17 protein-coding genes are annotated in these 20,513 nt (G+C 67.6%); 14 read left to right on the top strand and 3 right to left on the bottom strand.

The features are described from left to right. Positions 1 to 523: 523 nt before the first annotated feature. The 11 genes from G3N94_RS25535 to G3N94_RS25485 all read left to right on the top strand — a co-directional run bounded on the left by G3N94_RS25535 (position 524) and on the right by G3N94_RS25485 (position 12,522). The gene (locus tag G3N94_RS25535; RefSeq protein WP_205795329.1) at positions 524 to 1,204 is read left to right on the top strand and encodes a CDP-alcohol phosphatidyltransferase family protein; all 681 of its coding nucleotides are present in this window, start codon (positions 524 to 526) and stop codon (positions 1,202 to 1,204) included. Further along, complete coding sequence (locus G3N94_RS25530; RefSeq protein ID WP_205795328.1) at positions 1,201 to 2,010, top strand: 2OG-Fe(II) oxygenase; 810 nt, start codon at positions 1,201 to 1,203, stop codon at positions 2,008 to 2,010. Before G3N94_RS25535 ends, G3N94_RS25530 begins: the two co-directional genes overlap by 4 nt. Next, on the top strand, positions 2,007 to 3,008 hold the full coding sequence (locus G3N94_RS25525; protein ID WP_205795327.1) for an HpnL family protein: 1,002 nt from the start codon (positions 2,007 to 2,009) through the stop codon (positions 3,006 to 3,008). Before G3N94_RS25530 ends, G3N94_RS25525 begins: the two co-directional genes overlap by 4 nt. A 42-nt stretch (positions 3,009 to 3,050) precedes the next feature. Continuing rightward, complete coding sequence (locus G3N94_RS25520) at positions 3,051 to 3,818, top strand: phosphocholine cytidylyltransferase family protein (RefSeq protein WP_205795326.1); 768 nt, start codon at positions 3,051 to 3,053, stop codon at positions 3,816 to 3,818. Then, positions 3,815 to 5,500 carry a phosphoenolpyruvate mutase gene (gene aepX / locus G3N94_RS25515; protein ID WP_205795325.1) on the top strand — a complete coding sequence of 562 codons (1,686 nt, stop codon included), beginning with the start codon at positions 3,815 to 3,817 and terminating at the stop codon, positions 5,498 to 5,500. Before G3N94_RS25520 ends, aepX begins: the two co-directional genes overlap by 4 nt. Then, positions 5,497 to 6,687 carry a phosphonopyruvate decarboxylase gene (aepY, locus tag G3N94_RS25510; RefSeq protein WP_205795324.1) on the top strand — a complete coding sequence of 397 codons (1,191 nt, stop codon included), beginning with the start codon at positions 5,497 to 5,499 and terminating at the stop codon, positions 6,685 to 6,687. Before aepX ends, aepY begins: the two co-directional genes overlap by 4 nt. Continuing rightward, positions 6,687 to 7,751, top strand: a complete 1,065-nt coding sequence (locus G3N94_RS25505; RefSeq protein ID WP_205795323.1) for a 2-aminoethylphosphonate aminotransferase — start codon at positions 6,687 to 6,689, stop codon at positions 7,749 to 7,751. Before aepY ends, G3N94_RS25505 begins: the two co-directional genes overlap by 1 nt. Positions 7,752 to 8,152: 401 nt before the next feature. Further along, complete coding sequence (locus G3N94_RS25500) at positions 8,153 to 8,536, top strand: BlaI/MecI/CopY family transcriptional regulator (RefSeq protein ID WP_205795322.1); 384 nt, start codon at positions 8,153 to 8,155, stop codon at positions 8,534 to 8,536. Further along, entirely contained in the window at positions 8,533 to 10,374 is a 1,842-nt protein-coding gene (locus G3N94_RS25495; RefSeq protein WP_205795321.1) for a M56 family metallopeptidase, read from the top strand. The genes G3N94_RS25500 and G3N94_RS25495 overlap by 4 nt, the downstream gene beginning before the upstream one ends. A gap of 64 nt (positions 10,375 to 10,438) precedes the next feature. Beyond that, positions 10,439 to 11,311: a class A beta-lactamase gene (bla, locus tag G3N94_RS25490; RefSeq protein ID WP_346778732.1), complete on the top strand. Its 873-nt coding sequence runs from the start codon at positions 10,439 to 10,441 to the stop codon at positions 11,309 to 11,311. Further along, a complete protein-coding gene (locus tag G3N94_RS25485; RefSeq protein ID WP_205795320.1) occupies positions 11,308 to 12,522 on the top strand; it encodes an acyltransferase in 1,215 nt (404 codons plus the stop codon). Before bla ends, G3N94_RS25485 begins: the two co-directional genes overlap by 4 nt. Positions 12,523 to 12,547: 25 nt before the next feature. Here the strand turns inward: G3N94_RS25485 and G3N94_RS25480 are convergent, their stop codons facing one another. Beyond that, a complete protein-coding gene (locus G3N94_RS25480) occupies positions 12,548 to 13,699 on the bottom strand; it encodes an acyltransferase (protein ID WP_205795319.1) in 1,152 nt (383 codons plus the stop codon). A 322-nt stretch (positions 13,700 to 14,021) separates the two neighbouring features. Here G3N94_RS25480 and pip point away from each other — a divergent pair, with 322 nt between their 5' ends. The 3 genes from pip (at position 14,022) to G3N94_RS25465 (ending at position 16,932) form a co-directional block, all read left to right on the top strand. Beyond that, a complete protein-coding gene (gene pip, locus G3N94_RS25475; protein WP_205795318.1) occupies positions 14,022 to 14,954 on the top strand; it encodes a prolyl aminopeptidase in 933 nt (310 codons plus the stop codon). Between the two features lie 158 nt (positions 14,955 to 15,112). Further along, positions 15,113 to 15,664, top strand: a complete 552-nt coding sequence (locus tag G3N94_RS25470) for a helix-turn-helix transcriptional regulator (protein WP_205795317.1) — start codon at positions 15,113 to 15,115, stop codon at positions 15,662 to 15,664. Further along, positions 15,661 to 16,932: a HipA domain-containing protein gene (locus G3N94_RS25465; RefSeq protein ID WP_205795316.1), complete on the top strand. Its 1,272-nt coding sequence runs from the start codon at positions 15,661 to 15,663 to the stop codon at positions 16,930 to 16,932. The genes G3N94_RS25470 and G3N94_RS25465 overlap by 4 nt, the downstream gene beginning before the upstream one ends. Positions 16,933 to 16,950: 18 nt before the next feature. Here G3N94_RS25465 and G3N94_RS25460 read toward each other — a convergent pair whose 3' ends face one another. Both G3N94_RS25460 and G3N94_RS25455 read right to left on the bottom strand, forming a co-directional pair. Then, a complete protein-coding gene (locus G3N94_RS25460) occupies positions 16,951 to 17,937 on the bottom strand; it encodes a transglutaminase family protein (RefSeq protein ID WP_241022065.1) in 987 nt (328 codons plus the stop codon). Positions 17,938 to 17,975: 38 nt separating this feature from the next. Further along, on the bottom strand, positions 17,976 to 20,513 hold a 2,538-nt coding region (locus tag G3N94_RS25455), incomplete at its 5' end, for a circularly permuted type 2 ATP-grasp protein (RefSeq protein WP_241022063.1).

The following is a 20,513-nucleotide window of genomic DNA, read 5'->3' as shown; positions in this document are numbered from 1 at the left end:
CGGCGAAATGTCCACCGGATGCAAAAGACCCTTGCTGAATTTGCCGGATATCGAACGGTCGTTCTGTGACAGGCGGCGCGGGCGCGCAGTGACGCGCGGTGACGACACGCAGCCGCATCGGCGCCGCTGCGGTACGCGGATCGTCACCCGACGCAGGCCCGCCGTCGATATCCGCCGTCGATATCCGCGGCCGATTGTCGCCGGACGCTGGCTTCCTGGGGATGATCGACGTCAAGTTGCCGGGCGCCCGCCATCGGCACGAGCGGCAGCCGCCCTGCTCCGCCACCGCCGTCCGGCCCGCGCGCGCCGCCCCCGAAATTCGGCGCCACCCCGCCTTGAACAAGCGCGCGGCGGGAACGAAACTGAATTGTGCCGCCCCGCATCGGCGCCCGCGCAAGGCAACCGCTCCCCCCCGCGCATGCCGGCCCCGGGCCCCGTTCCGACAATGACCGCTAACACCCGAACATGTCAGGAAATTGAGCGGAAAAAAGCAGCGACTTACAAATCCGTATATATTTCGTCGATGGACCAAAGAAAAACCGCCAAACGTTCCGAACCACCCCTGCCGCGCACCTGGGATGCACGGCTTGCGCGCTCGCTTGTCCGGCCGCTCGTCGACACTCCGGTCACCCCGAACCACCTCACCACCGTCCGTCTGCTGATCGGCCTCGCCGGCGCGTGGTGCCTCGCGCAAGGCACCTTCGGCTGGTGCAACGCCGGCGCGTTCCTGATCGTGCTGTCGAACTTCGTCGACCACACCGACGGCGAACTCGCGCGCATCAGCGGCAAGTCCAGCAACATCGGCCATTTCTACGACCTCGCGGCGGATGCGCTCGTCACGATCGCGCTGTTCGTCAGCATGGGCGTCGGCATCGTTGCGCAGGGCGGCCAGATGGCCGCGCCGCCGGTGCTGCTCGGCGCGCTCGCCGGCGCGGCGGTCGCGCTGATCTTCTTCCTGCGGATGCGCATCGAGTCGTTCGCCGGCAAGGTCGGCACGAAGCAGGCGTTCGTCGGCGGCTTCGAAACCGAGGACGTGCTCTACCTGCTGCCGCTCGTGACCCTCGCGGACGGCGTCGAGCCGTTCCTGCTTGCGGCGTCGATCGGCGCGCCGCTGTTCGCCGCGTGGGTCGTGATCGACTGGTGGCGCATCGTGAAGCGCGGCAGCCTGCCGCAGAATCCAACCAAAATCCACGCAACCAAATGACTGCCAGCACACGCGACGACTCCGTGCTGAACCCGGCACGCCCGGCGGCTGCCCGCGCAGCGGCGGCCGCTCCTGACCGCACCGTGGCCGATTGCGTCGGCCGGCTCGACGTCGGCCGCCTGCGCGACGACTATGCGCGCCAGGGGTCGTTCCTGTATCTCGACACGTTCCTGCCGCCCGACGCGCACGCGAAGCTCGCGGATGCCGCGCGCGCGCTCACGGCCGACATCAACCGCAATTACCTGCCCGGCCACAAGCAGGGCGGCAGCGTGAGCCGCCACACGATCGATGCAAAAGCGCCGTACATCGCCGAGCTGTACCGCTCGAAGGCGCTGCTCGGCTTCCTCGAGAAGCTCACCGGCGACACACTGCTGCTGTCGCCGGAAGACGATCCGCACGCTTACGCGCTCTACTACTACACGAAGCCCGGCGACCACATCGGCTGGCACTACGATACGTCGTACTACGACGGCCGCCGCTACACGCTGCTGATCGGCGTAATCGACGATTCGTCGTGCCGTCTCGACTACGAGCTGCACACGCGCAACCCGGGCGTGCCCGACGAACCAGGCTCGGTGCAGATCGCCGACGGCGGCATCGTGCTGTTCGACGGCGACAAGCTGCGCCACCGCGTGACGCCGCTCGGCCAGAACGAGATGCGCGTATCGCTCACGTTCGAATACGTGACCGATCCCGGCATGCGGCCGTGGAAGCGCTTCATCTCGAACATGAAGGACGCGATCGCGTACTTCGGTTTCCGCCAGGTGTTCAAGCTACTGGCGCCACGCCGCACGAAGGCGTCATGACACGCGCCGGCATGATCCTGCTGTCCCTCGGGACGGCGCTGTTCGTAGCGCTCCTTGCGTGGCAGGGTGTGGGCGCGGTCGTGTCGACGTTTCTCGCGGCCGGCTGGGGGCTCGCGCTCGTCGCGGCGTTCCATGTCGTGCCGCTCGTGATCGACGCGGCGGCGATCTCGGTAATGTTCCGCAAAGGCGAGCCCGGCGCCGATCTCGGCAACGCGCTGCGCGCGCGCTGGGTCGGCGAATCGGTCAACAGCCTGCTGCCCGCCGGGCAGATCGGCGGGCCCGTGCTGATGGTGCGCCACCTCGCGCAGCGCGGCACGCGGATGGCCGACGCCGCCGCGGCGGTCACCGTCAGCACGACGATGCAGGCGCTCGCGCAGATGGCGTTCGCGCTGATCGGCATCGCCGCGTTCAGCGTGTACGCGACGCACGATTCGGTCCAGCACCTGCGCACGCCCGCGCTGATCGCGACCGGCGTGCTCGGCGGCTGCGCGGTGCTGTTCTACGCCGCGCAGCGGCGCGGGCTGTTCGGCCGAGGCCTGCGGCTCGCGTCGAAGCTGCTCGGCCCGCGCGACTGGTCGTCGCTCGCGACGCGCGCGGACGCGATCGACGACGCGGTCGGCACGCTGTACCGCGACCGCCGCAAGGTGGCGTCGACCTTCGCGCTGAGCCTCGTCGGCTGGATCGTCGGCACCGCGGAAGTGTGGCTTGCGCTGCACTTCCTCGGCCATCCGGTGAGCTGGCTCGACGCGTTGCTGCTCGAGAGCGTCGGCCAGGCGATCCGCGGCGCGGCGTTCGCGATCCCGGGTTCGCTCGGCGCGCAGGAAGGCGGTTACCTGCTGCTCGCGCCGCTCGTCGGCCTGCCTCCCGACGCGGCGCTCGCGCTGTCGCTCGCGAAGCGCGCGCGCGAACTCGCGCTCGGCCTGCCCGGCCTGCTCTACCTGCATTTCAGTGAAAGAAACTGGCAGCGGCGCCGTGCGCCGCAGCCCCTCGCCGATTGACCGGTCACGAACCGGTTTGTCTGATTTTTGGTTGGAGAACACATGCGAGCCATCATTCTTGCGGCAGGCCTCGGCTTGCGCCTGCAGCAACCTCCCGAAGCGCAATTCCCGAAGTGTCTGCTGCGCTTCGACGACGCCTCGCTGCTCGAGCGGCACCTGCGCGTGCTCGACGCCGCGGGCGTCGACGAGATCGTGCTGGCGCTGGGCTTCCAGGCCGACAAGGTCGAGGAGGAGCTCGCGCGCCTCGGCCGCCGTGCGGAGATCGTGCTGAACGACCGCTACGATCTCGGCAGCGTGCTGACCGTGCACACCGTCGCCGACGCGATGACGCGCGGCGGCGACGTGCTGCTGATGGACGCCGACGTGCTGTATGACGAAAGCATCCTGCAAGCGCTCGTGGCCAACCCCGACCAGGCGGTCGACCGCCTGCTGATCGACCGCGATTTCGAAGCGGGCGACGAACCCGTCAAGCTGTGCCTGAAGAATGGCGTGCCGGTCGAACTGCGCAAGCAGCTCGCGGTCGACCTCGACTACGACACGATCGGCGAATCGGTCGGCTTCTTCCGCTTCACCGAAGCGACCGCGCGCCGCCTCGCGGCGATCGTCGCGGGCTACGTCGACAGCGGCCGCGCGAACATGCCGCACGAGGAAGCCGTGCGCGACCTGCTGCTCGAGGGCGGCCACACGTTCGACGTCGCCGACGTGACGGGCGCGCCGTGGATCGAGATCGACTTCCCGAACGACGTCGCCCGCGCGACGCAGGACGTACTGCCGCTGATTCAGCGCGCCACCGCGGGAGCCGCACGATGAACGCACGCGAACCCGGCTTCACCGAATCGCGCAGCGCGCGCCTGCGCCGCATGCTCGTCAGCAACGAGCTCGAATTCCTGATGGAAGCGCACAACGGCCTGTCCGCGCGGATCGTCCGCGAAGCGGGCTTCAAGGGGATCTGGGCGTCCGGCCTCGCGATCTCCGCGCAGTTCGGCGTGCGCGACAACAACGAGGCGAGCTGGACCCAGGTCGTCGACGTGCTCGAATTCATGGCCGACGCGAGCGACCTGCCGATCCTGCTCGACGGTGACACCGGCTACGGCAACTTCAACAACGTGCGCCGCCTCGTGAGGAAGCTCGAGCAGCGCGGCATCGCCGGCGTGTGCATCGAGGACAAGCAGTTCCCGAAGACCAACAGCTTCATCGACGGCGAGCGCCAGCCGCTCGCCGAGATCGACGAGTTCTGCGGCAAGATCAAGGCCGGCAAGGATTCGCAGAGCGACCCGGACTTCTCGATCGTCGCGCGCGTCGAGGCGCTGATCGCGGGCTGGGGGATGGACGAGGCGCTGCGCCGCGCGAACGCGTATGCGGAAGCCGGCGCGGACGCGATCCTGATCCACAGCAAGCTGTCGCGCCCGGACGAGATCCTGCAGTTCGCGCGCGAATGGAGCGGCAAGACGCCGCTCGTGATCGTGCCGACCAAGTACTACAGCACGCCGACCGACGTGTTCCGCCAGGCCGGCATCAGCACCGTGATCTGGGCGAACCACCTGATCCGTGCGTCGGCGTCGGCGATGCAGGCCGTCGCGCGCGAGATCCATGAAAGCGAGACACTGATCAACGTCGAGGATCGCGTCGCGTCGGTCAACGAGATCTTCCGCCTGCAGGACGCCGATGAATACTCGGCGGCCGAGCGCATCTACCTGTCGTCGTCGTCGCGCGCGTCGAACGCCGCGATCGTGCTTGCCGCAAGCCGTGGCAAGGGCCTCGAAGCCGTGACCGAAGACAAGCCGAAGGTCATGCTGCCGGTCGCCGGCAAGCCGCTCTTGCGCTGGCTCGTCGACGGCTTCAAGAAGCACGGTGTGAACGACATCACCGTGGTCGGCGGCTATCGCGCCGACGCGATCGACACGTCGGGCATCAAGCTCGTCGTCAACGAGCGCCATGCGCAGACGGGCGAACTCGCGTCGCTCGCCTGTGCGGCCGGTCGCCTGACCGGCGACACCGTGATCTCGTACGGCGACCTGCTGTTCCGCAGCTACATCCTGCGCGACCTCGCGGAGAGCGAGGCCGAGTTCAGCGTCGTCGTCGATTCGTCGCTCACCGAGACCAACCAGAGCGTGCGCGATTTCGCGCTGTGCTCGGCTGCGGACGATCGCGGCCTGTTCGGCCAGAAAACGTATCTGCAACGTGTGTCGAGCGACGTCGCCGCAGGCACGCCGCACGGCCGCTGGATCGGCCTGCTGAACGTGCGCGGCGGCGGCGTCGAGCGTCTGAAGGCGATGCTCGCGACGCTGCAGGCGCGTCCTGATTTCGACACGCTCGACATCCCCACGCTGCTCAACGAGCTGATCGCCGCCGGCGAGAAGATCGAGGTGCAGTACGTGCACGGCCACTGGCGCGGTGTGAACGACCTGGAAGACTTCCGCCGCGCGGGCGACTTCGCGCACGGCCAGACGCCGCTGTCCGAACCGGGCGCCGGCAACGGGGGCGCGCAATGATCGAAGCGGCCCAGTTCGTCGAGGCCGCGCGCGCGCGCGGTTTCGACTGGTACGCGGGCGTGCCCTGCTCGTACCTGACGCCGTTCATCAACTACGTGCTGCAGGACCCGACGCTGCATTACCTGTCGGCCGCGAACGAAGGCGACGCGGTCGCGCTGATCGCGGGCGCGACGCTCGCCGGCAAGCGCGGGATCGCGATGATGCAGAACTCGGGGCTCGGCAACGCGGTGAGCCCGCTCACGTCGCTGACCTGGACGTTCCGGCTGCCGCAGTTGCTGATCGTCACGTGGCGCGGCCAGCCGGGCGTGCCCGACGAGCCGCAGCACGCGCTGATGGGGCCGATCACGCCCGCGATGCTCGACACGATGGAGATCCCGTGGGAAACCTTCCCGACTGACCCCGACGCGGTCGGCCCGGCGCTCGATCGCGCGATCGCGCACATGGACGCAACCGGCCGCCCGTACGCGCTCGTGATGCAGAAAGGCAGCGTCGCGCCGTATGAACTGAAGGCGAACCCGGCGGCCACGCCGCGCGCGCACGTCGCCGCGCAGTCGTCGTCGCGCGCCGCATCGGCCGATGCATGGCCGACCCGCCACGGCGCGCTGCAGCGCGTGATCGCGCACACGCCGGTCGATTCGACCGTCGTGCTCGCGTCCACCGGCTTCTGCGGCCGCGAACTGTACGCGCTCGACGATCGCCCGAACCAGCTGTACATGGTCGGCTCGATGGGCTGCGTGACGCCGCTCGCGCTCGGTCTCGCACTGGCGCGGCCCGATCTTCACGTGATCGCCGTCGACGGTGACGGCGCCGCGCTGATGCGGATGGGCGCATTCGCGACGCTCGGCACCTATGGCCCCGCGAACCTCACGCACGTGCTGCTCGACAATGGCGCGCACGAATCGACGGGCGGCCAGGCGACCGTGTCGCAGCACGTGTCGTTCGCCGGCGTCGCGGCCGCGTGCGGCTACGCGTCGGCGGTCGAAGGCGATACGCTCGAGGTGCTCGATGCCGCCCTCGCCGCCTCCCGCGACGCGACGCGCGCGAACGGCGCGCAGTTCGTGCGGCTCGCGATCCGTACCGGCGTGCCCGACGGCCTGCCGCGCCCGACCGTGACGCCGGTCGACGTGAAGACGCGCCTGATGCGGCACATCGGCGCCGCCCACTCTGAAGCTGAAGGAGCCCATTGATGCTGCTGCTGAACCCCGGCCCGGTGACGCTGACCGAACGCGTGCGCCAGAGCTTGCTGCAACCCGACCTGTGCCATCGCGAAGGCGAGTTCTTCGACCTGCAGGACGAAGCCCGTGCGCGCCTCGTCGCCGCATACGAGCTCGATCCGGCCGAATGGAGCGCCGTGCTGATGACGGGCTCGGGCACCGCCGCGGTCGAAAGCATGATCGCCGCGCTCGTCCCGCAGGGCGGCAAGCTGCTCGTGATCGAGAACGGCGTCTACGGCGAACGGATCTCGCAGATCGCCACGCAGTACGCGATCCCGCATGAGGTGCTGAAGCACGAATGGATGGCCGCACCCGATCTCGCGCAGATCGCCGCGCGGCTCGATGCCGGCCGGTTCTCGCACGTCGCCGTGATCCATCACGAGACGACGACCGGCCGCCTGAACGATCTCGGCGCGATCGCGCAAGTGTGCCGCGCACGCGGCGTGAAGCTGCTTGTCGACGCCGTCAGCAGCTTCGGCGCGGAGGCAATCGATTTCGCCGGCGGCGACATCGACGCCGTTGCGGCGACCGCGAACAAGTGCCTGCACGGCGTGCCGGGCGCGGCGTTCGTGATCGTGCGCCGCAGTGCGCTCGCGCAGGCCGCGAGCCGTACGTACTACCTCGACCTCGGCCGGCTCGCGAAGCTGCAGGACCAGCGCAACACGCCGTTCACGCCGTCGGTGCACGCGTACTACGCGCTCGTCGAGGCGCTGCGCGAGTTCGACGAAGCCGGTGGCTGGCGTGCGCGCCATGCGCGCTACAAGGCGCTCGCGGACCAGGCGCAGGCCGGCCTCGCCGCGCGCGGAATGCCGCTCGTACTGCCGGAAGGCGCGTCGTCGGTCGTGCTGCGTGCGTACCGGCTGCCGCAGGGCGTCACGTACGAGACGCTGCACGACGGGCTGAAGGCGCGCGGCTTCGTGATCTACGCGGGGCAAGGCGGGCTGTCGAAGGAACTGTTCCGGATCTCGACGATGGGCGCGATCGAAACGGCCGACGTCGAGCGCTTGCTGGACGGCTTCAGCGAACTGACGCGGTAAGCGTCCGGGTTCGCGTCCGCATGCATAAGGCCCGCAAGGGCCTTTTCTTTTGGTGTTCCGCAGATCTGTCGGTTACCGCTCCGGCGCAATCGTCCGGATTGCCGGGGCAGTTGTTGCCTTCATGGCCCGACGTTCTGCTCGACCCTAACGCGCAACACCGTTTCAAGCCGCATCGGACAGATCGTTGTACGCGTCCATCACACGCCCGGAATACGCGAGCGCCGCCCCGGCATTCATCGCCAGCCCGATCTTCGGCAGGAATTGTCGCCAGTTCTTCAGCATCAAACGTATCTCCCTAATCAAGTCGACCCACTCGGTCGCGAGCGCCCCACATCGATGTAGACATTTTGTTCTAGACAAATTAATCTACATCCCGTTGCTCACACCATTGAGATGCCGCGATGGCCAAAACCGCCCCTCCGATCAAACCGACCGCTGCCGAACTCGAACTGCTGCGCGTTCTGTGGCCGCTCGGGCCTGCCACCGTGAAGCAGGTGCATCTTGCCATGCAGGCCGAGCGCCCGGACATCACCTATGCTGTCGTATTGCGCCAGATGCAGCTCATGCATTCGAAAGGACTGCTGACGCGCGACGAGAGCGAACGCTCGCATGTCTACGCACCCGCGCAGAGCCAGAACGCGTTGCAGACCAGCCTGTTGAAGGAACTGATCCACAAGGCGTTTTCCGGGTCGGGCAAGGCACTCGTGCTGGCCGCGTTGCGTGGGCATGTCACGAAGGAAGAACGTGCGGAGATCCAGAAAATCCTGCACGGAGAGGATCGGTGAGCGCGTTGTCCTGGGTTCTCGTTCAGGCGTTGGGGTGGGCGCTGCTGCACTTCGTCTGGAAAGGCGCGTTGATCGGCGTGGCAACGGCGCTGTCGCTCCGGCTGATGCGCGATGCGAGCCCGCAGGAGCGCTACGCGCTGCTCTGCCTGTCGCTTGTTGCGTGTCTCGGCGCGCCGCTGCTCGACGTGTACCAGTACCTCGAGATCGCGGCCCGGGCATCCGATCAGGTCGGCGCGCCTGTCGCCATCGCGTTGCCGGTAGCAGGTGAGGACGCGCCGTCCGCGCTGCAATACACGCTGCAGTACGCGCTGCCATCGCTGGTTGCCACATGGCTGCTCGGCGTGACCGTCATGTCGTGCCGGCTCGCGGCCGGCATACTCTGGGTGCGCCGGATCAGCCGCGCTGACTCCGCACAGGAGGACGCGAGGTGGCAGGCTCGCGTATCCGGTCTGGCCGCGCGTTGCGGCATCGGCCGCAAAGTCAGGTTGCGCGTTGCATCTGGTCTCTCCAGCCCGCTGACCGTAGGCTGGTGGCGGCCACTGGTGCTGGTGCCCGCCGGCTTGCTGACCGGGATGCCGCCGGATCTGCTCGACGCATTGCTCGCACACGAGGTCGCGCATATCAGGCGCTTCGATTACCTGATCAACCTGCTGCAGCGCGCAGTCGAGGCATTGCTGTTCTATCACCCGGCAGTATGGTGGCTGTCGCGACGCATGCGCATCGAGCGAGAGCTTGTTGCCGACCACCTGGCCGCCACGCTCATCGAGGATCCCCGGCGTCTTGCGCTGGCGCTCGAGCAGCTGAGCACGCTTCAAGCAGCCGACGCGCCGGACTCGCTCGTCGCGCAATGGGCGAAAGGCGGCCACTTGCTCGACCGCATCAGGCGGCTTTGCGAACCCGCCGAACGGCCGCTGAACCGGCATGCACATGCCCCGGCCATCGCGTTCGGCCTCGTCGCGCTCTGTGTGGCGGCTCACGCATTCCGGTCGGTAACCGGGCCGTTTGACGGAACCGCGGGAACCGCGCCGGCCCGCGTGACGGCCGCGTCGGCACAAGGTGCCGATCTCGCAACGGGCGACACGCTTCAGGCGCTGCTCGCGCGGGTCGAATCGAACCACGTCGTGGTCGTCGACGACAGCTCCGGAAAGGTCCTGTTCCAGAAACGCCCCGACGACGTCGTGCCGATCGCGTCGTTGACCAAGCTGATGACCGCAATGGTCGTGCTCGACACGCAGCCCGACATGAGCCGGACCATCCGTATCGACGAGGCCGACACGCGCGCGTTGCAGCACAGTCGCACCGGGTTGCCGGTCGGCGCGCGCCTGCCGCTTCGCGAGGTGTTGCAGCTTGCGCTGATGTCGTCCAACAACAGCGCCGCGTACGCGCTTGCGCACAATTATCCGGGCGGCCTGCCGGCGTTCCGGATCGCGATGCGCGCGAAGATTGCCGCGCTGGGCCTGAAGCACACGACGATCGACGAGCCTACCGGCCTGTCGCCGCGCAACACGTCGACGGCGAGCGACGTCGCGGCCATGGTGAACGCGGCGGCTCGCTATCCGGCCATCGCGCGGGCGACCACCGATTCCAGCCGCGTCGTCAGGATCAACGGCACGCCGGTCGAGTACCGGAACACCAACCCGCTCGTCGGGCAGAAAGGCTGGGACATCGCGTTGTCGAAGACCGGCTTCAACAGCGAAGCGGGACGTTGCCTGACCATGCGGCTGCGCTCCGTCGAAAAGAACGTGACGGTGGTGTTGCTGGACGCCGATCCGGCCGCCTTCCCCGCACGCGACGCCACCAACATTCGCCGCATGCTGCTGGCCGGCAAGCTGGCATGACGACGGACCTGCCGCCATCGCGCGGCCTCCACCATTTTGCACTCCAAATAAAAAGGACCATTCCGTGACTCATTCGATCATGCGTCGAAACCTGATGATTGGACTGCCGTTGCTCGTCGGCATGGGCGTTGCGCCCGCGCTGCGCGCGGCCGAATCCCCGATCGCCGACATCGAGCGCCGGCACGGCGGGCGACTCGGCGTGTTTGCCGTCGATACGGGTTCGGGGCGGACGCTGAGCCACCGCGCCGACGAACGCTTCCTGATGTGCAGCACCTTCAAGGGGATACTCGCGGCGCAGGTGCTCGCGCGCGTCGATGCCGGCCACGAGCAGCTCGACCGCCTGGTGCGCTATACGGAACAGGACCTCATCTTCACGTCCCCGATCACCAAGGCCAATGTCGCGCGAGGCGAGATGTCGGTCGCGGCGCTCTGCGATGCGATGCTGGTCTACAGCGACAACACGGCCGCCATCCTGTTGATGAGAAGCATCGGCGGCCCTGCGGGGCTGACCGGGTTCGCTCGCGGGCTCGGCGATACCGTGACCCGCTCGGACCGCTATGAACCCGACTCGAACGATTACGGCGGGGAGCGCGACACGACGACCCCTAGAGCCATCGTGACGCTCGCCCGCAGCATGCTGCTCGGCAATGTCCTGAGCGCCGGTTCGCGCGCACGGCTGGAACGCGGGATGATCGACTGCAAGCCCGGGCTCAACCGGATTCGCGCCGTATTGCCCGCCGGCTGGCAGGCAGGCGACCGGCCGGGAACGAGCCTGCAGGGCGAAACCAACGATTACGCGCTCGTGCGTCCGCCCGGCCGCGCGCCGTTGCTCGTCGCCGCCTACTACGACGCGCCTGGCGTCAGCCTGGATGCTCGCGAGGCCGTGTTGCGCGAGGCCGGCACCGCATTCGTGCAATGGGCCACGACCACAGCATGACGAACGCCGGCGCCCGCAACCCGAGGATCGACCTGCTGCGCGGCATCTCGATCCTCCTCGTGCTGTTTCACCATTTCAATATCGGCTACCGGCTGAACGACACGTCGCTGGCCAGCGCATTCGGATGGGAAGCCGTGCGCGCCGTCGCCCGGAACGGCAACTACGGGGTGACGATGTTCTTCGTGATCTCGGGCTACCTGATCACGAAGAACGCGAACCGGCGCTGGTCCGGACTCGGCAACATCGACGCCCGCGCGTTCTATGGCCTGCGCGTCGCGCGCATCATCCCGTGCCTGCTTCTGCTGCTGGTCGCCGTGAATCTGCTCGCGGCCGCCGGTATTGCGATCTTTCAGAACCATGCGCCGACGGGCACGCCGGTGTCCTTCTGGCTCGTGAACTTCGCATCCGTCACGTTCTGGATGAACGTGCTCGTCGGCGCGCACGGGTGGGTCAACTATCCGCTGAGCGTGCTGTGGTCGCTGTCGGTCGAGGAGGTGTTCTACCTGACGTTCCCGCTGCTCTGCGTCGCGCTTCGCCGGGAGTCGCGGCTCGTTGCGTTCTGGTGCGCGATCATCGTCGTCGGTCCCGTGTACCGATTCGCCCATCAAGGCGATGAAGGAGGCTTTCTCTATGCGTATTTCGCGTCCTTCGATGCGATCGCAATAGGATGCTGCACGGCGTTGCTCGCCGAGCGGATCGCGTGGCACGGCCGGTCGCGGACCTTGCTGCAATGCGTCGCGACAACGGCGATGACCTTCGTCTATCTGTATCGGCCGATCGCGGATGGCAATGTGCTGGGTGTCACCGCGATGGCCATCGGGACCGCCGTCCTGCTGCTGGCCGCGGATGACCGTCCGACGGAGCCCGCGTTTCGACGCGCGCGCGTGTCCGCGGTGTTCGGCTGGTTCGGCTGGTTCGGCAGACTGAGCTACGAGCTCTATCTGTTCCACCTCATCGTGCTGGGCCTGTTGCGGACGATCTTCCCGCCGTCGAGCGTGACCGGCGACGTGAAGCTGGCACTGCTGGCCAGCTATCTGCTGCTCTCCGCCGGGTTGAGCCTGGCGATCGCGCGGCTCTATTCGGAGCCGTTGAATCGCAGCATCCGGCAGCGGCTGGTTCCGGGACTCCATGTGCGCGGAAACAGGCGCCCGGCGCCCGAATTCGGCGAGCGGAGCCGGGATGGATCGGCGGTTCCCGGCCCCGACGCATGAAGCACATGCCGGCTGGCGGCCTCTCCTACTCGGCCACTTTCGCGCCGATGCACTCGGACGCCGCCGGCATCAGCCGTACCTCGTGCTGCGACGTGCGCGCCATTCGCGTCGAATAACGATCCTTCAATCGAAGGAACGGCTTTTCGATCAGGAAATAACTGACTGTGGCCGCGGCCAGTGCCCACACAACACCAAGCGGAAAACCATGCGCGATCGGCAGATGCGGATAAGCAAACGGCTGTTGCCACAGATACAGGCTGAATGAAATCGTGCCGATAAATACCGGCAGTTTCATTCGCAGCAATCGCGCGCACCAGAATTCACTGCGGAAATTCAGCACGACGATCACGATGCCGATCAACGCGGCTTCCAGCGTAACGCCGTAAGTCGCATTCCAGAGCCCGCCGAGCCTCGACTCGGCGATCGGCATCACGAACAGCACCACGCCGATGATCGCGGTCACGATGCGGGACTCGCCGGGCCACGAGCGGATCCACGCATCCAGCCGCTCCTGGTTGAGCGCGACGAAGCAGCCGATCAGGATCGGATCGATGCCCGTGTGGAACATCATCCCGAGCTGACCGCGCAGCGCCGGCGCGGCGAAATAGGTGCCGGCCCGGACCAGCGGCACGATCAGGATCAGCGCCGCGAGCCAGCGCGTGCCGAAGCGGCGGACGGGGTAAAGGAACAGCAGCGGCCAGAACCAGTAGAACTGCTCTTCGAGCGCAAGCGACCAGAAATGGCCGAGATACCAGGCGCCGTCGGGATGCAGCGCGTTGTCGGGACTCAGCCCGAGCCACGCGGAGTAATTCCACAAGTGCAGCGCAGCATATAGCCACTGGTTGCGGTCGACGTCGATCCACCCCGCCGCGGCAAAGATCGCGACTGCCGCGAGATACGCGTAGCACGCCGGCCAGATCCGCAATGCGCGCCGCACATAGAACGCCGTCAGCGCGATGTCGCCCGTGCGCTTCAGTTCCGCCTTCAGCACGTTGGTAATCAGGAAGCCACTCAGCACGAAAAAGATCAGCACGCCGAGCCGGCCGTCGGCGATCACGCGCAGCGGCGCGAGCCAGCCCGTATAGCCGCCGGGAACCACGTGCTCGGCATGCCCGACGACGACCATCGCCACCGCGACGGCGCGCAACCCCGTAAGCTGCATCACGCGATGTTTCATTTATTGGTTTCCGTCGCAATGGCGAATGGCCGGTTATTGATTGGTGTGATTGGTGTTTTCGAATGGCTGCCGAAATGCAGCCATTAGTCTCCGCAAAAAATATCGAAACAAAATTGCCAAAAAATATCGCCGCACATTCCGCTCACTGAATGCCGGAATCGATAACCGGCGCATGTCGGCCTGAATCCGGCGGCATAATGGCGATTCCGTTCCGGCCAGGTTCGGTCCGGCGTCATCGCGCCGGCATCCGCGCGCGTCCCGTTCGCGCGACGCGCGCCGCGCCCGGCCGGAATCCTGTCGACCCCACAATCCGGGAAATGTCATGTACCCACCGATCGAACCCTACGCGCACGGCTTTCTCGACACCGGCGACGGCCACCAGGTGTACTGGGAGCGCTGTGGCAACCCGGCCGGCAAGCCGGCCGTGTTCCTGCACGGCGGCCCGGGCGGCGGCTGCAGCCCCGAGCATCGCCGCCTGTTCGACCCCGAGCGCTACGACATCCTGCTGTTCGACCAGCGCGGCTGCGGCCGCTCGACGCCGTACGCAAGCCTCGACAACAACACGACCTGGCACCTCGTCGCGGATATCGAACGGCTGCGCGAGATGGTCGGCGCCGAGCAATGGCTCGTGTTCGGGGGCTCGTGGGGCAGCGCGCTCGCGCTCGCCTATGCGGAAACGCACCCCGAACGCGTGAGCGCGCTGATCGTGCGCGGCATCTTCACACTGCGGCGCGCGGAACTGCTGTGGTACTACCAGGAAGGCGCGTCGTGGCTGTTCCCGGATCTGTGGGACGAATATCTGGCGCCGATCCCCGTCGACGAGCGCGGCGACCTGATTTCCGCCTACCATCGCCGGCTGACCGGCGACGACGAAGCCGCAAAGGTGGAAGCCGCGCGTGCGTGGAGCAGGTGGGAAGGCCGCACGATCACGCTGCTGCCGAACCAGGGGCTCGCGGATCACTTCGGCGACGACCATTTCGCGCTGGCATTCGCGCGGATCGAAAACCACTATTTCGTCAACGAAGGCTTCGTCGACGAAGGCCAGCTGCTGCGCGACGCGCATCGGCTCGCGAACATTCCGGGCGTGATCGTCCAGGGCCGCTACGACGTCGCGACGCCCGCGCGCAGCGCGTGGGATCTGTCGAAGGCCTGGCCGAACGCGTCGCTCGAGATCGTGCCGGACGCGGGCCATGCGTACGACGAACCCGGGATCCTGAAGGCGCTGATCGCGGCGACGGACCGGTTTGCGGGATAGATTTGCAAAAACTGCCAATATTTTAGCTTTGTGCGTTCCTTAAGCACATAATATTGGCACTTCCGGCACACCGAACGCCCGGTCTCACCTCCGCTGCCCCGACCAAATGTGCTAATATTCTGGCTAAATTTTGTCGATATAGCAGGAATATTAGCGCCATGGCAAAGAAGACAGCCCCACTTCTGCCGTCGACGAACCAGTTGCTCGTCGAATTCGGCGAGCGACTCAAACTTGCACGCTTGCGCCGGAAGTTGACGGCCAAGCAGGTCGCCGAGCGTGCCGGGATGTCACCGATGACACTTCGTTCGCTGGAAGCTGGCAGCTCGGGGGTCACGATAGGCGCCTACACCGCCGTCATGCAGGTTCTGGGGCTGGAGAAGGATCTGGTCAGGCTCGGTGCCGACGACGAGGTCGGTCGCCATTTGCAGGATGCGAGTCTTGTGAAAGAAAGGACGGCGCGCGCAACCGTATCCGCCGGCTTCAGGCGCCCACGTCGCCCCGACCTGCGCAATGACGCAGTGCCTCACGAAAACGCTCCGATCCACGCGGAATCCGCTGGTGCTGCGAAAGGCGATGCACGCGTCGTGGACCATGTCCCGACCGTCGTCACGGAGCAAGCCGCGGCGAAGCCGCTCGGCACGACGGCAGCCGACCTCGCCGCCCTGCTGAAGCCGGCAATGAAAAAGCGCAGGGAGCAGGACAAGCGATGACCATGATCGGCGTGTACGCAGACTGGGACGGACTGCCGGCACCCCAACGACTCGGGAGCCTGCACAGCCGCCAGACCCGCGCGAGCGAACTGTTCGAGTTCGAATACGATCCCGCAGCACTGCGGGATCCGGTGCTTGGGCGCCTGCTGCTGGACCCCGGGATCGGTCTCTTCGAGGGCTCTCAGTACCCTGCTTCGCCTCGGGACAAGTTTGGCGTCTTTGCAGATTCGAGCCCCGATCGGTGGGGACGTTTGCTCATGGAGCGTCGACTCGAGCGGGATATTCGCGCCGGCATTCGCCCGGAAGGCACGCGACTGTACGAATCGGACTACCTGCTGGGCGTCCACGATCTCTATCGCGTCGGCGCGTTGCGGTATCGGCTGAACGATGCTGGCGAATTCCTCGACGGCCGGGTGGACGTCGCCGCGCCCCCCTTCGCCAGGATCCACGAACTCGAACGCGCAAGCCGTGCCTTGGAAGAGGACGAGAACAACACGGCTCCGCAGGGCCGTACATGGCTCAGCATGCTCATTGCCCCAGGCGGTTCGCTGGGTGGCGCCCGACCCAAAGCAAGTGTGGCCGACGATGACGGGCACCTCTACATCGCCAAGTTTCCGAGTGCCCGCGACAATTGCGACGTCGGAGGATGGGAAATGGTGGTGAATGCGCTGGCTGTCGGCTGCGACCTGCGCGTTGCCGCCGCCCAAGCCCGCAAATTTGCCAGTGAATACCATTGCTTCATCGTCCGCCGCTTCGATCGCACCAACACCGGTCGACGCTTGCATTTCGCGTCGGCGATGACGATGACCGGCCATGTCGATGGCGAGGATGCGTCCACTGGGGTGAGCTACCTGGAGCTGGCGGAGGTCCTCGTTCGGCACGGCGCACAGCCGCGTGCGGACCTGCGGGAGCTTTGGTCGCGGATCGTCTTCAACCTGCTCGTCTCGAACACCGACGATCACCTGCGCAATCACGGCTTCATTCTGGTCCCGGGTCTCGGATGGCGACTCTCGGAAGCCTACGACATGAACCCTGTTGCGATTGCCGATGGCCTGAAACTCAACATCACGGCAACGGACAACGCCCTGGATCTGGAGCTCGCACGCGAAGTCGCTGAGTACTTCCGGCTCGATCTGAATGAAGCCGACGAGATCATCGCCGACTTCAGCCGCATCGTCGGCCAGTGGCGAACGATCGCCACGGCACTCGGCTTGTCGGCTCGAGACCAGGATCGAATGGCCAGCGCATTCCGCCTCGCGCATGCTTGACCACCGACGCACCACCCATCACACGGCATCCTCCAGCTGCTCGACCGTCACCCCCACCTTCAGCTCCTGATCGGCCCCACCGCCGCGAATCACGCCGCGCAGCGGCGTGACATCCGCGTAGTCGCGCCCGATCGACAGCATCACGTAATCGTCGCCCGGCGCGCGGTCGTTGGTCGGGTCGAGCTGCAGCCAGCCGCCATCCTCCGGCCACGCCGGGTCGTACACCTCGACCCACGCGTGCGATGCGTCCGCGCCGATCAGGCGCGGCTGCCCGGGCGGCGGCTGCGTCAGCAGGTAGCCGCTCACGTAGCGCGCCGCCAGCCCGAGCGAACGCAATGCGCCGATCATCACGTGCGCGAAATCCTGGCAGACGCCCTTGCGCAACGCCAGCGCGTCGAGTGCCGTGGTCGTGACGTCGGTGCTGTTCGGCGTGTACACGAATTCCGCGTGGATGCGCCGCATCAGCTCCCACGCCGCCTGCACGAGCGGCCGGCCGGGCGTGAAGCTGGCCGCCGCATACGCGGCCAGCGCCGGATCGCACGCGACATGCGGCGACGAGAACACGAATTCGCTCGCCGCGTCGTACGGCTCCCCCGCCCGGAACCGGAAGCGCTCGCGCACCGCTTCCCACGCGCTCGCATGCGCGGCGTCCGGCGCGGCGATCGCTGGCGGCGGCTCGCCGCGCGCGCCGGCCGACCAGACGGGCGGCGTCACCCGGACGACGCTGCGGCTGCGCACGCGCAGCGCGTCGTGCGGCTGGTTCAGTGCGAACGACGCGCGCGCATTGCCGAACGCATCGATTTCGGACCCGACGTGCACGGGAGCGGGGTCAATCTCGAGCGCGAACGACAGCACCTGCTGGCGCGGCGTCGCGAGCGGCGTCAGCCGTGCCTGGTGCTGCGCGGATTCGACCCGCGCGGCGTAGCGGTACTCGGTATCGTGCGTGACGCGCAGCAACCGCCCTTGCGGCGTGCCGGCCGGAGCCGCGTCGTCCGGCGCAGGCAAGCCCGCTGCAGCGGGCCGCGTCGTCGTCGAGGGCTTCGTCACCATAACGTCCTGCCCGCCTCGCGCACGTGGCTGAAATAGCGTTCGCCGATCCGGTTCGACAGGTCCCACACGGCCTTCGCGGTCGCCAGCAGGCGCTCGAGCAGCACGTCGTGGCGGCCGTCGTCGCCGGTTTCGCACAGTTCGTGCAGCGACCAGCCGGGCACGTCCGGAATCGCGGTGGCCAGTTCGGACAACGCGTAGCCTTCGCTGTGCTCGACCTTGGTCAGGCGTCCGCGCATCGCCTGCACGACCCACGCGAGCGAGCGCGGATTGTCGGTGTCGAGCACGACGAGCGACAACAGCGGCGCGACGTCGAAGCCGCGCTGGAAGCGCGAGCGGAACGTGATCGCGCTGTCGAACAGTTCGAGCACCAGCTCGAAGCCGTCCTGCTTGAGCACCGCGCCTTCGTCGAACGCGAACCGCAGCACGCTGCACAGAAAATCCAGCCGGTCGATCTGCCGCCCGATCGACAGCAGCCGCCAGCCGTCGTCGCGCGTCATGTTGTCGGTCTGCGCGCCGGTGATCGCGCCGAGCAGCAGGCCGAGCCGTTCAAGCAACTGCAGCGCCTCGTTGCCGAGCTGCTCTTCCGCTTCCGGGTGGCCGGCGCTGTCGGCGAACAGCTGCGTCGCGTCGTCGATCAGCCGCCATTGCTCGCTCGACAGGCGCTCGCGGATCGCAGCCGCTGCGCCGCGCATCCCGAACAGGCACGACGCGATGCCCGATGCGCGATCCGCGCCGCGCGTCAGCGACGCGGCGAGCGCATGCTGAAACGCGCGCGGCGCATCGACCGCGCTCGGCGCATCGGCCGCGATCAGCCCCGTGTCGCGGCACAGCGTGTCGAGCAGCTCCAGATGCGCGGGACTGTCCGAATCGTCCTCGCCGCGCAGCCGTTCGAGCGCGGCGCGCGCGAGCCGCATCAGGTTGGTCGCGCGCTCGGTGTAGCGGCCGAGCCAGAACAGGTTCTCCGCCGCGCGGCTCGCGATCGCGCGCGGCTGCGTGGACAGGTCGTCGGGGCCGAGATGGGTCTGCAGCAGCGTCGTCGAATCGACGATGCCTTCCGTCATCACCCACGTGTCGATCGTGCTGCCGCCACGCGGCATCGGTGCATTGAACAGCGCATCGCGCGTGCCGACCCGCGACAGCCCGCCCGGCAGCACGCGCCAGCGGCCGGCGCCATCGGCAAGCGCGAATACGCGCATCAGCAGCGGTTTCGGCACGATCCGCGCACCGCCGTGGCCCGGCCCGTTCGATTCCCCCCTTCCCGGCCACGTCGGCGCCTGCGACAGCGGCAGATCGGCCTGCACCGTGTAATGCTCGGGCTGCGCGAGTATCCGCGCGCGCCATCCGGCGAGCTGCGCGTGCGTGAGCCGAGCGCCGATCACCGGCTCGAAGCCGCCGCCCGCCTGCACGTCCGGCGGGAATGCCGGCTTGACGATGCAACGCGCGAGCTGCGCCAGCGCGTCGCCGCACGCAGCCGGCTCGCCGCACCACCACGAATGCACGGCCGGCAGCGTCAGCGTTTCGTCGAGCAGGCTTTCCGCGAGACGCGGCAGGAAGCCGAGCACGCCCGGCGATTCGAGAAAGCCGCTGCCCGGCGCATTCGCGAGCAGCACGTTGCCGGCGCGCACGGCCTGCAGCAGCCCCGGCACGCCGAGCAGCGAATCGGGCCGCAGCTCGAGCGGATCGAGCCATGCGTCGTCGACGCGCCGCAGGATCCCGTGCACGGGTTCGAGCCCGCGCAGCGTCTTCAGGAACACGCGGTTGTCGCGCGCGGTCAGGTCGCCGCCTTCGACCAGCGTGAGGCCGAGGTAGCGCGCGAGATACGCATGCTCGAAATAGGTTGCGCTGTGCGGCCCCGGCGTCAGCAGCACGATCCGCGAGTTCTTCCGGGCCGGGCTCAGCGCCTGCATGCTCTGCAGCAGCGCGCGGTAGCTCGCCGCGAGCCGCTGCACGCGCAGCCCGCGGAACCCGCGCGGAAAAAGCCGCGACACGATCAGGCGATTCTCCAGCAGATAGCCGAGCCCCGCCGCACCCTGCGTGTGATGCGCGACGATTCGCCACTGACCGTCGGGCCCGCGCGCGAGGTCGAAGGCGACGACGTGCAGCCACGTATCGCCCGGCACCCGCGCGCCGCGCATCGCGCGCAGGTAGCCCGGATGCCCGGTGACGAGCGCGGGCGGCAACAGCCCGCGCTGCAGGATCGTCTGCGGCCCGTACAGGTCCGCCATCATCGCGTTCAGCAGCCGCGTGCGCTGCAGCACGCCGCGCTCGATCGCCACCCAGTCCTGCGGGGTGACGATCAGCGGCAGCAGGTCCAGCGACCACGGGCCCGTCGCGCCGTCGCCGACGCGCTGCTCGTGCAGCTGGTAGAACAGACCGTTCTCGCGCATGCGCCGCTGCAGCGCGTCCGCGCGGCGGTCGAGATCGGCGACACCGTCGCTGCCGATCGCCGTGAAGAAATCGCGCCATGCGGGCGCGAGCGCGGGCGCCTGCAGGCCGGCCGCGCTGCCGCGCAGTTCGTCGTAGCGGCCGGC

It is taken from the genome of Burkholderia sp. Ac-20353, assembly GCF_017104785.1.
Lineage (GTDB): Bacteria > Pseudomonadota > Gammaproteobacteria > Burkholderiales > Burkholderiaceae > Burkholderia.
The sequence above is the reverse complement of the archived record's forward strand: the minus strand, read 5'-3'. Positions and strand labels throughout refer to the sequence as shown.

Coding starts and splice junctions, on each gene's coding strand:
- G3N94_RS25535 (WP_205795329.1), top strand. CDS start 524: ATGGACCAAAGAAAAACCGCCAAACGTTCCGAACCACCCCTGCCGCGC.
- G3N94_RS25530 (WP_205795328.1), top strand. CDS start 1,201: ATGACTGCCAGCACACGCGACGACTCCGTGCTGAACCCGGCACGCCCG.
- G3N94_RS25525 (WP_205795327.1), top strand. CDS start 2,007: ATGACACGCGCCGGCATGATCCTGCTGTCCCTCGGGACGGCGCTGTTC.
- G3N94_RS25520 (WP_205795326.1), top strand. CDS start 3,051: ATGCGAGCCATCATTCTTGCGGCAGGCCTCGGCTTGCGCCTGCAGCAA.
- aepX (WP_205795325.1), top strand. CDS start 3,815: ATGAACGCACGCGAACCCGGCTTCACCGAATCGCGCAGCGCGCGCCTG.
- aepY (WP_205795324.1), top strand. CDS start 5,497: ATGATCGAAGCGGCCCAGTTCGTCGAGGCCGCGCGCGCGCGCGGTTTC.
- G3N94_RS25505 (WP_205795323.1), top strand. CDS start 6,687: ATGCTGCTGCTGAACCCCGGCCCGGTGACGCTGACCGAACGCGTGCGC.
- G3N94_RS25500 (WP_205795322.1), top strand. CDS start 8,153: ATGGCCAAAACCGCCCCTCCGATCAAACCGACCGCTGCCGAACTCGAA.
- G3N94_RS25485 (WP_205795320.1), top strand. CDS start 11,308: ATGACGAACGCCGGCGCCCGCAACCCGAGGATCGACCTGCTGCGCGGC.
- G3N94_RS25480 (WP_205795319.1), bottom strand. CDS start 13,699: ATGAAACATCGCGTGATGCAGCTTACGGGGTTGCGCGCCGTCGCGGTG.
- pip (WP_205795318.1), top strand. CDS start 14,022: ATGTACCCACCGATCGAACCCTACGCGCACGGCTTTCTCGACACCGGC.
- G3N94_RS25470 (WP_205795317.1), top strand. CDS start 15,113: ATGGCAAAGAAGACAGCCCCACTTCTGCCGTCGACGAACCAGTTGCTC.
- G3N94_RS25465 (WP_205795316.1), top strand. CDS start 15,661: ATGACCATGATCGGCGTGTACGCAGACTGGGACGGACTGCCGGCACCC.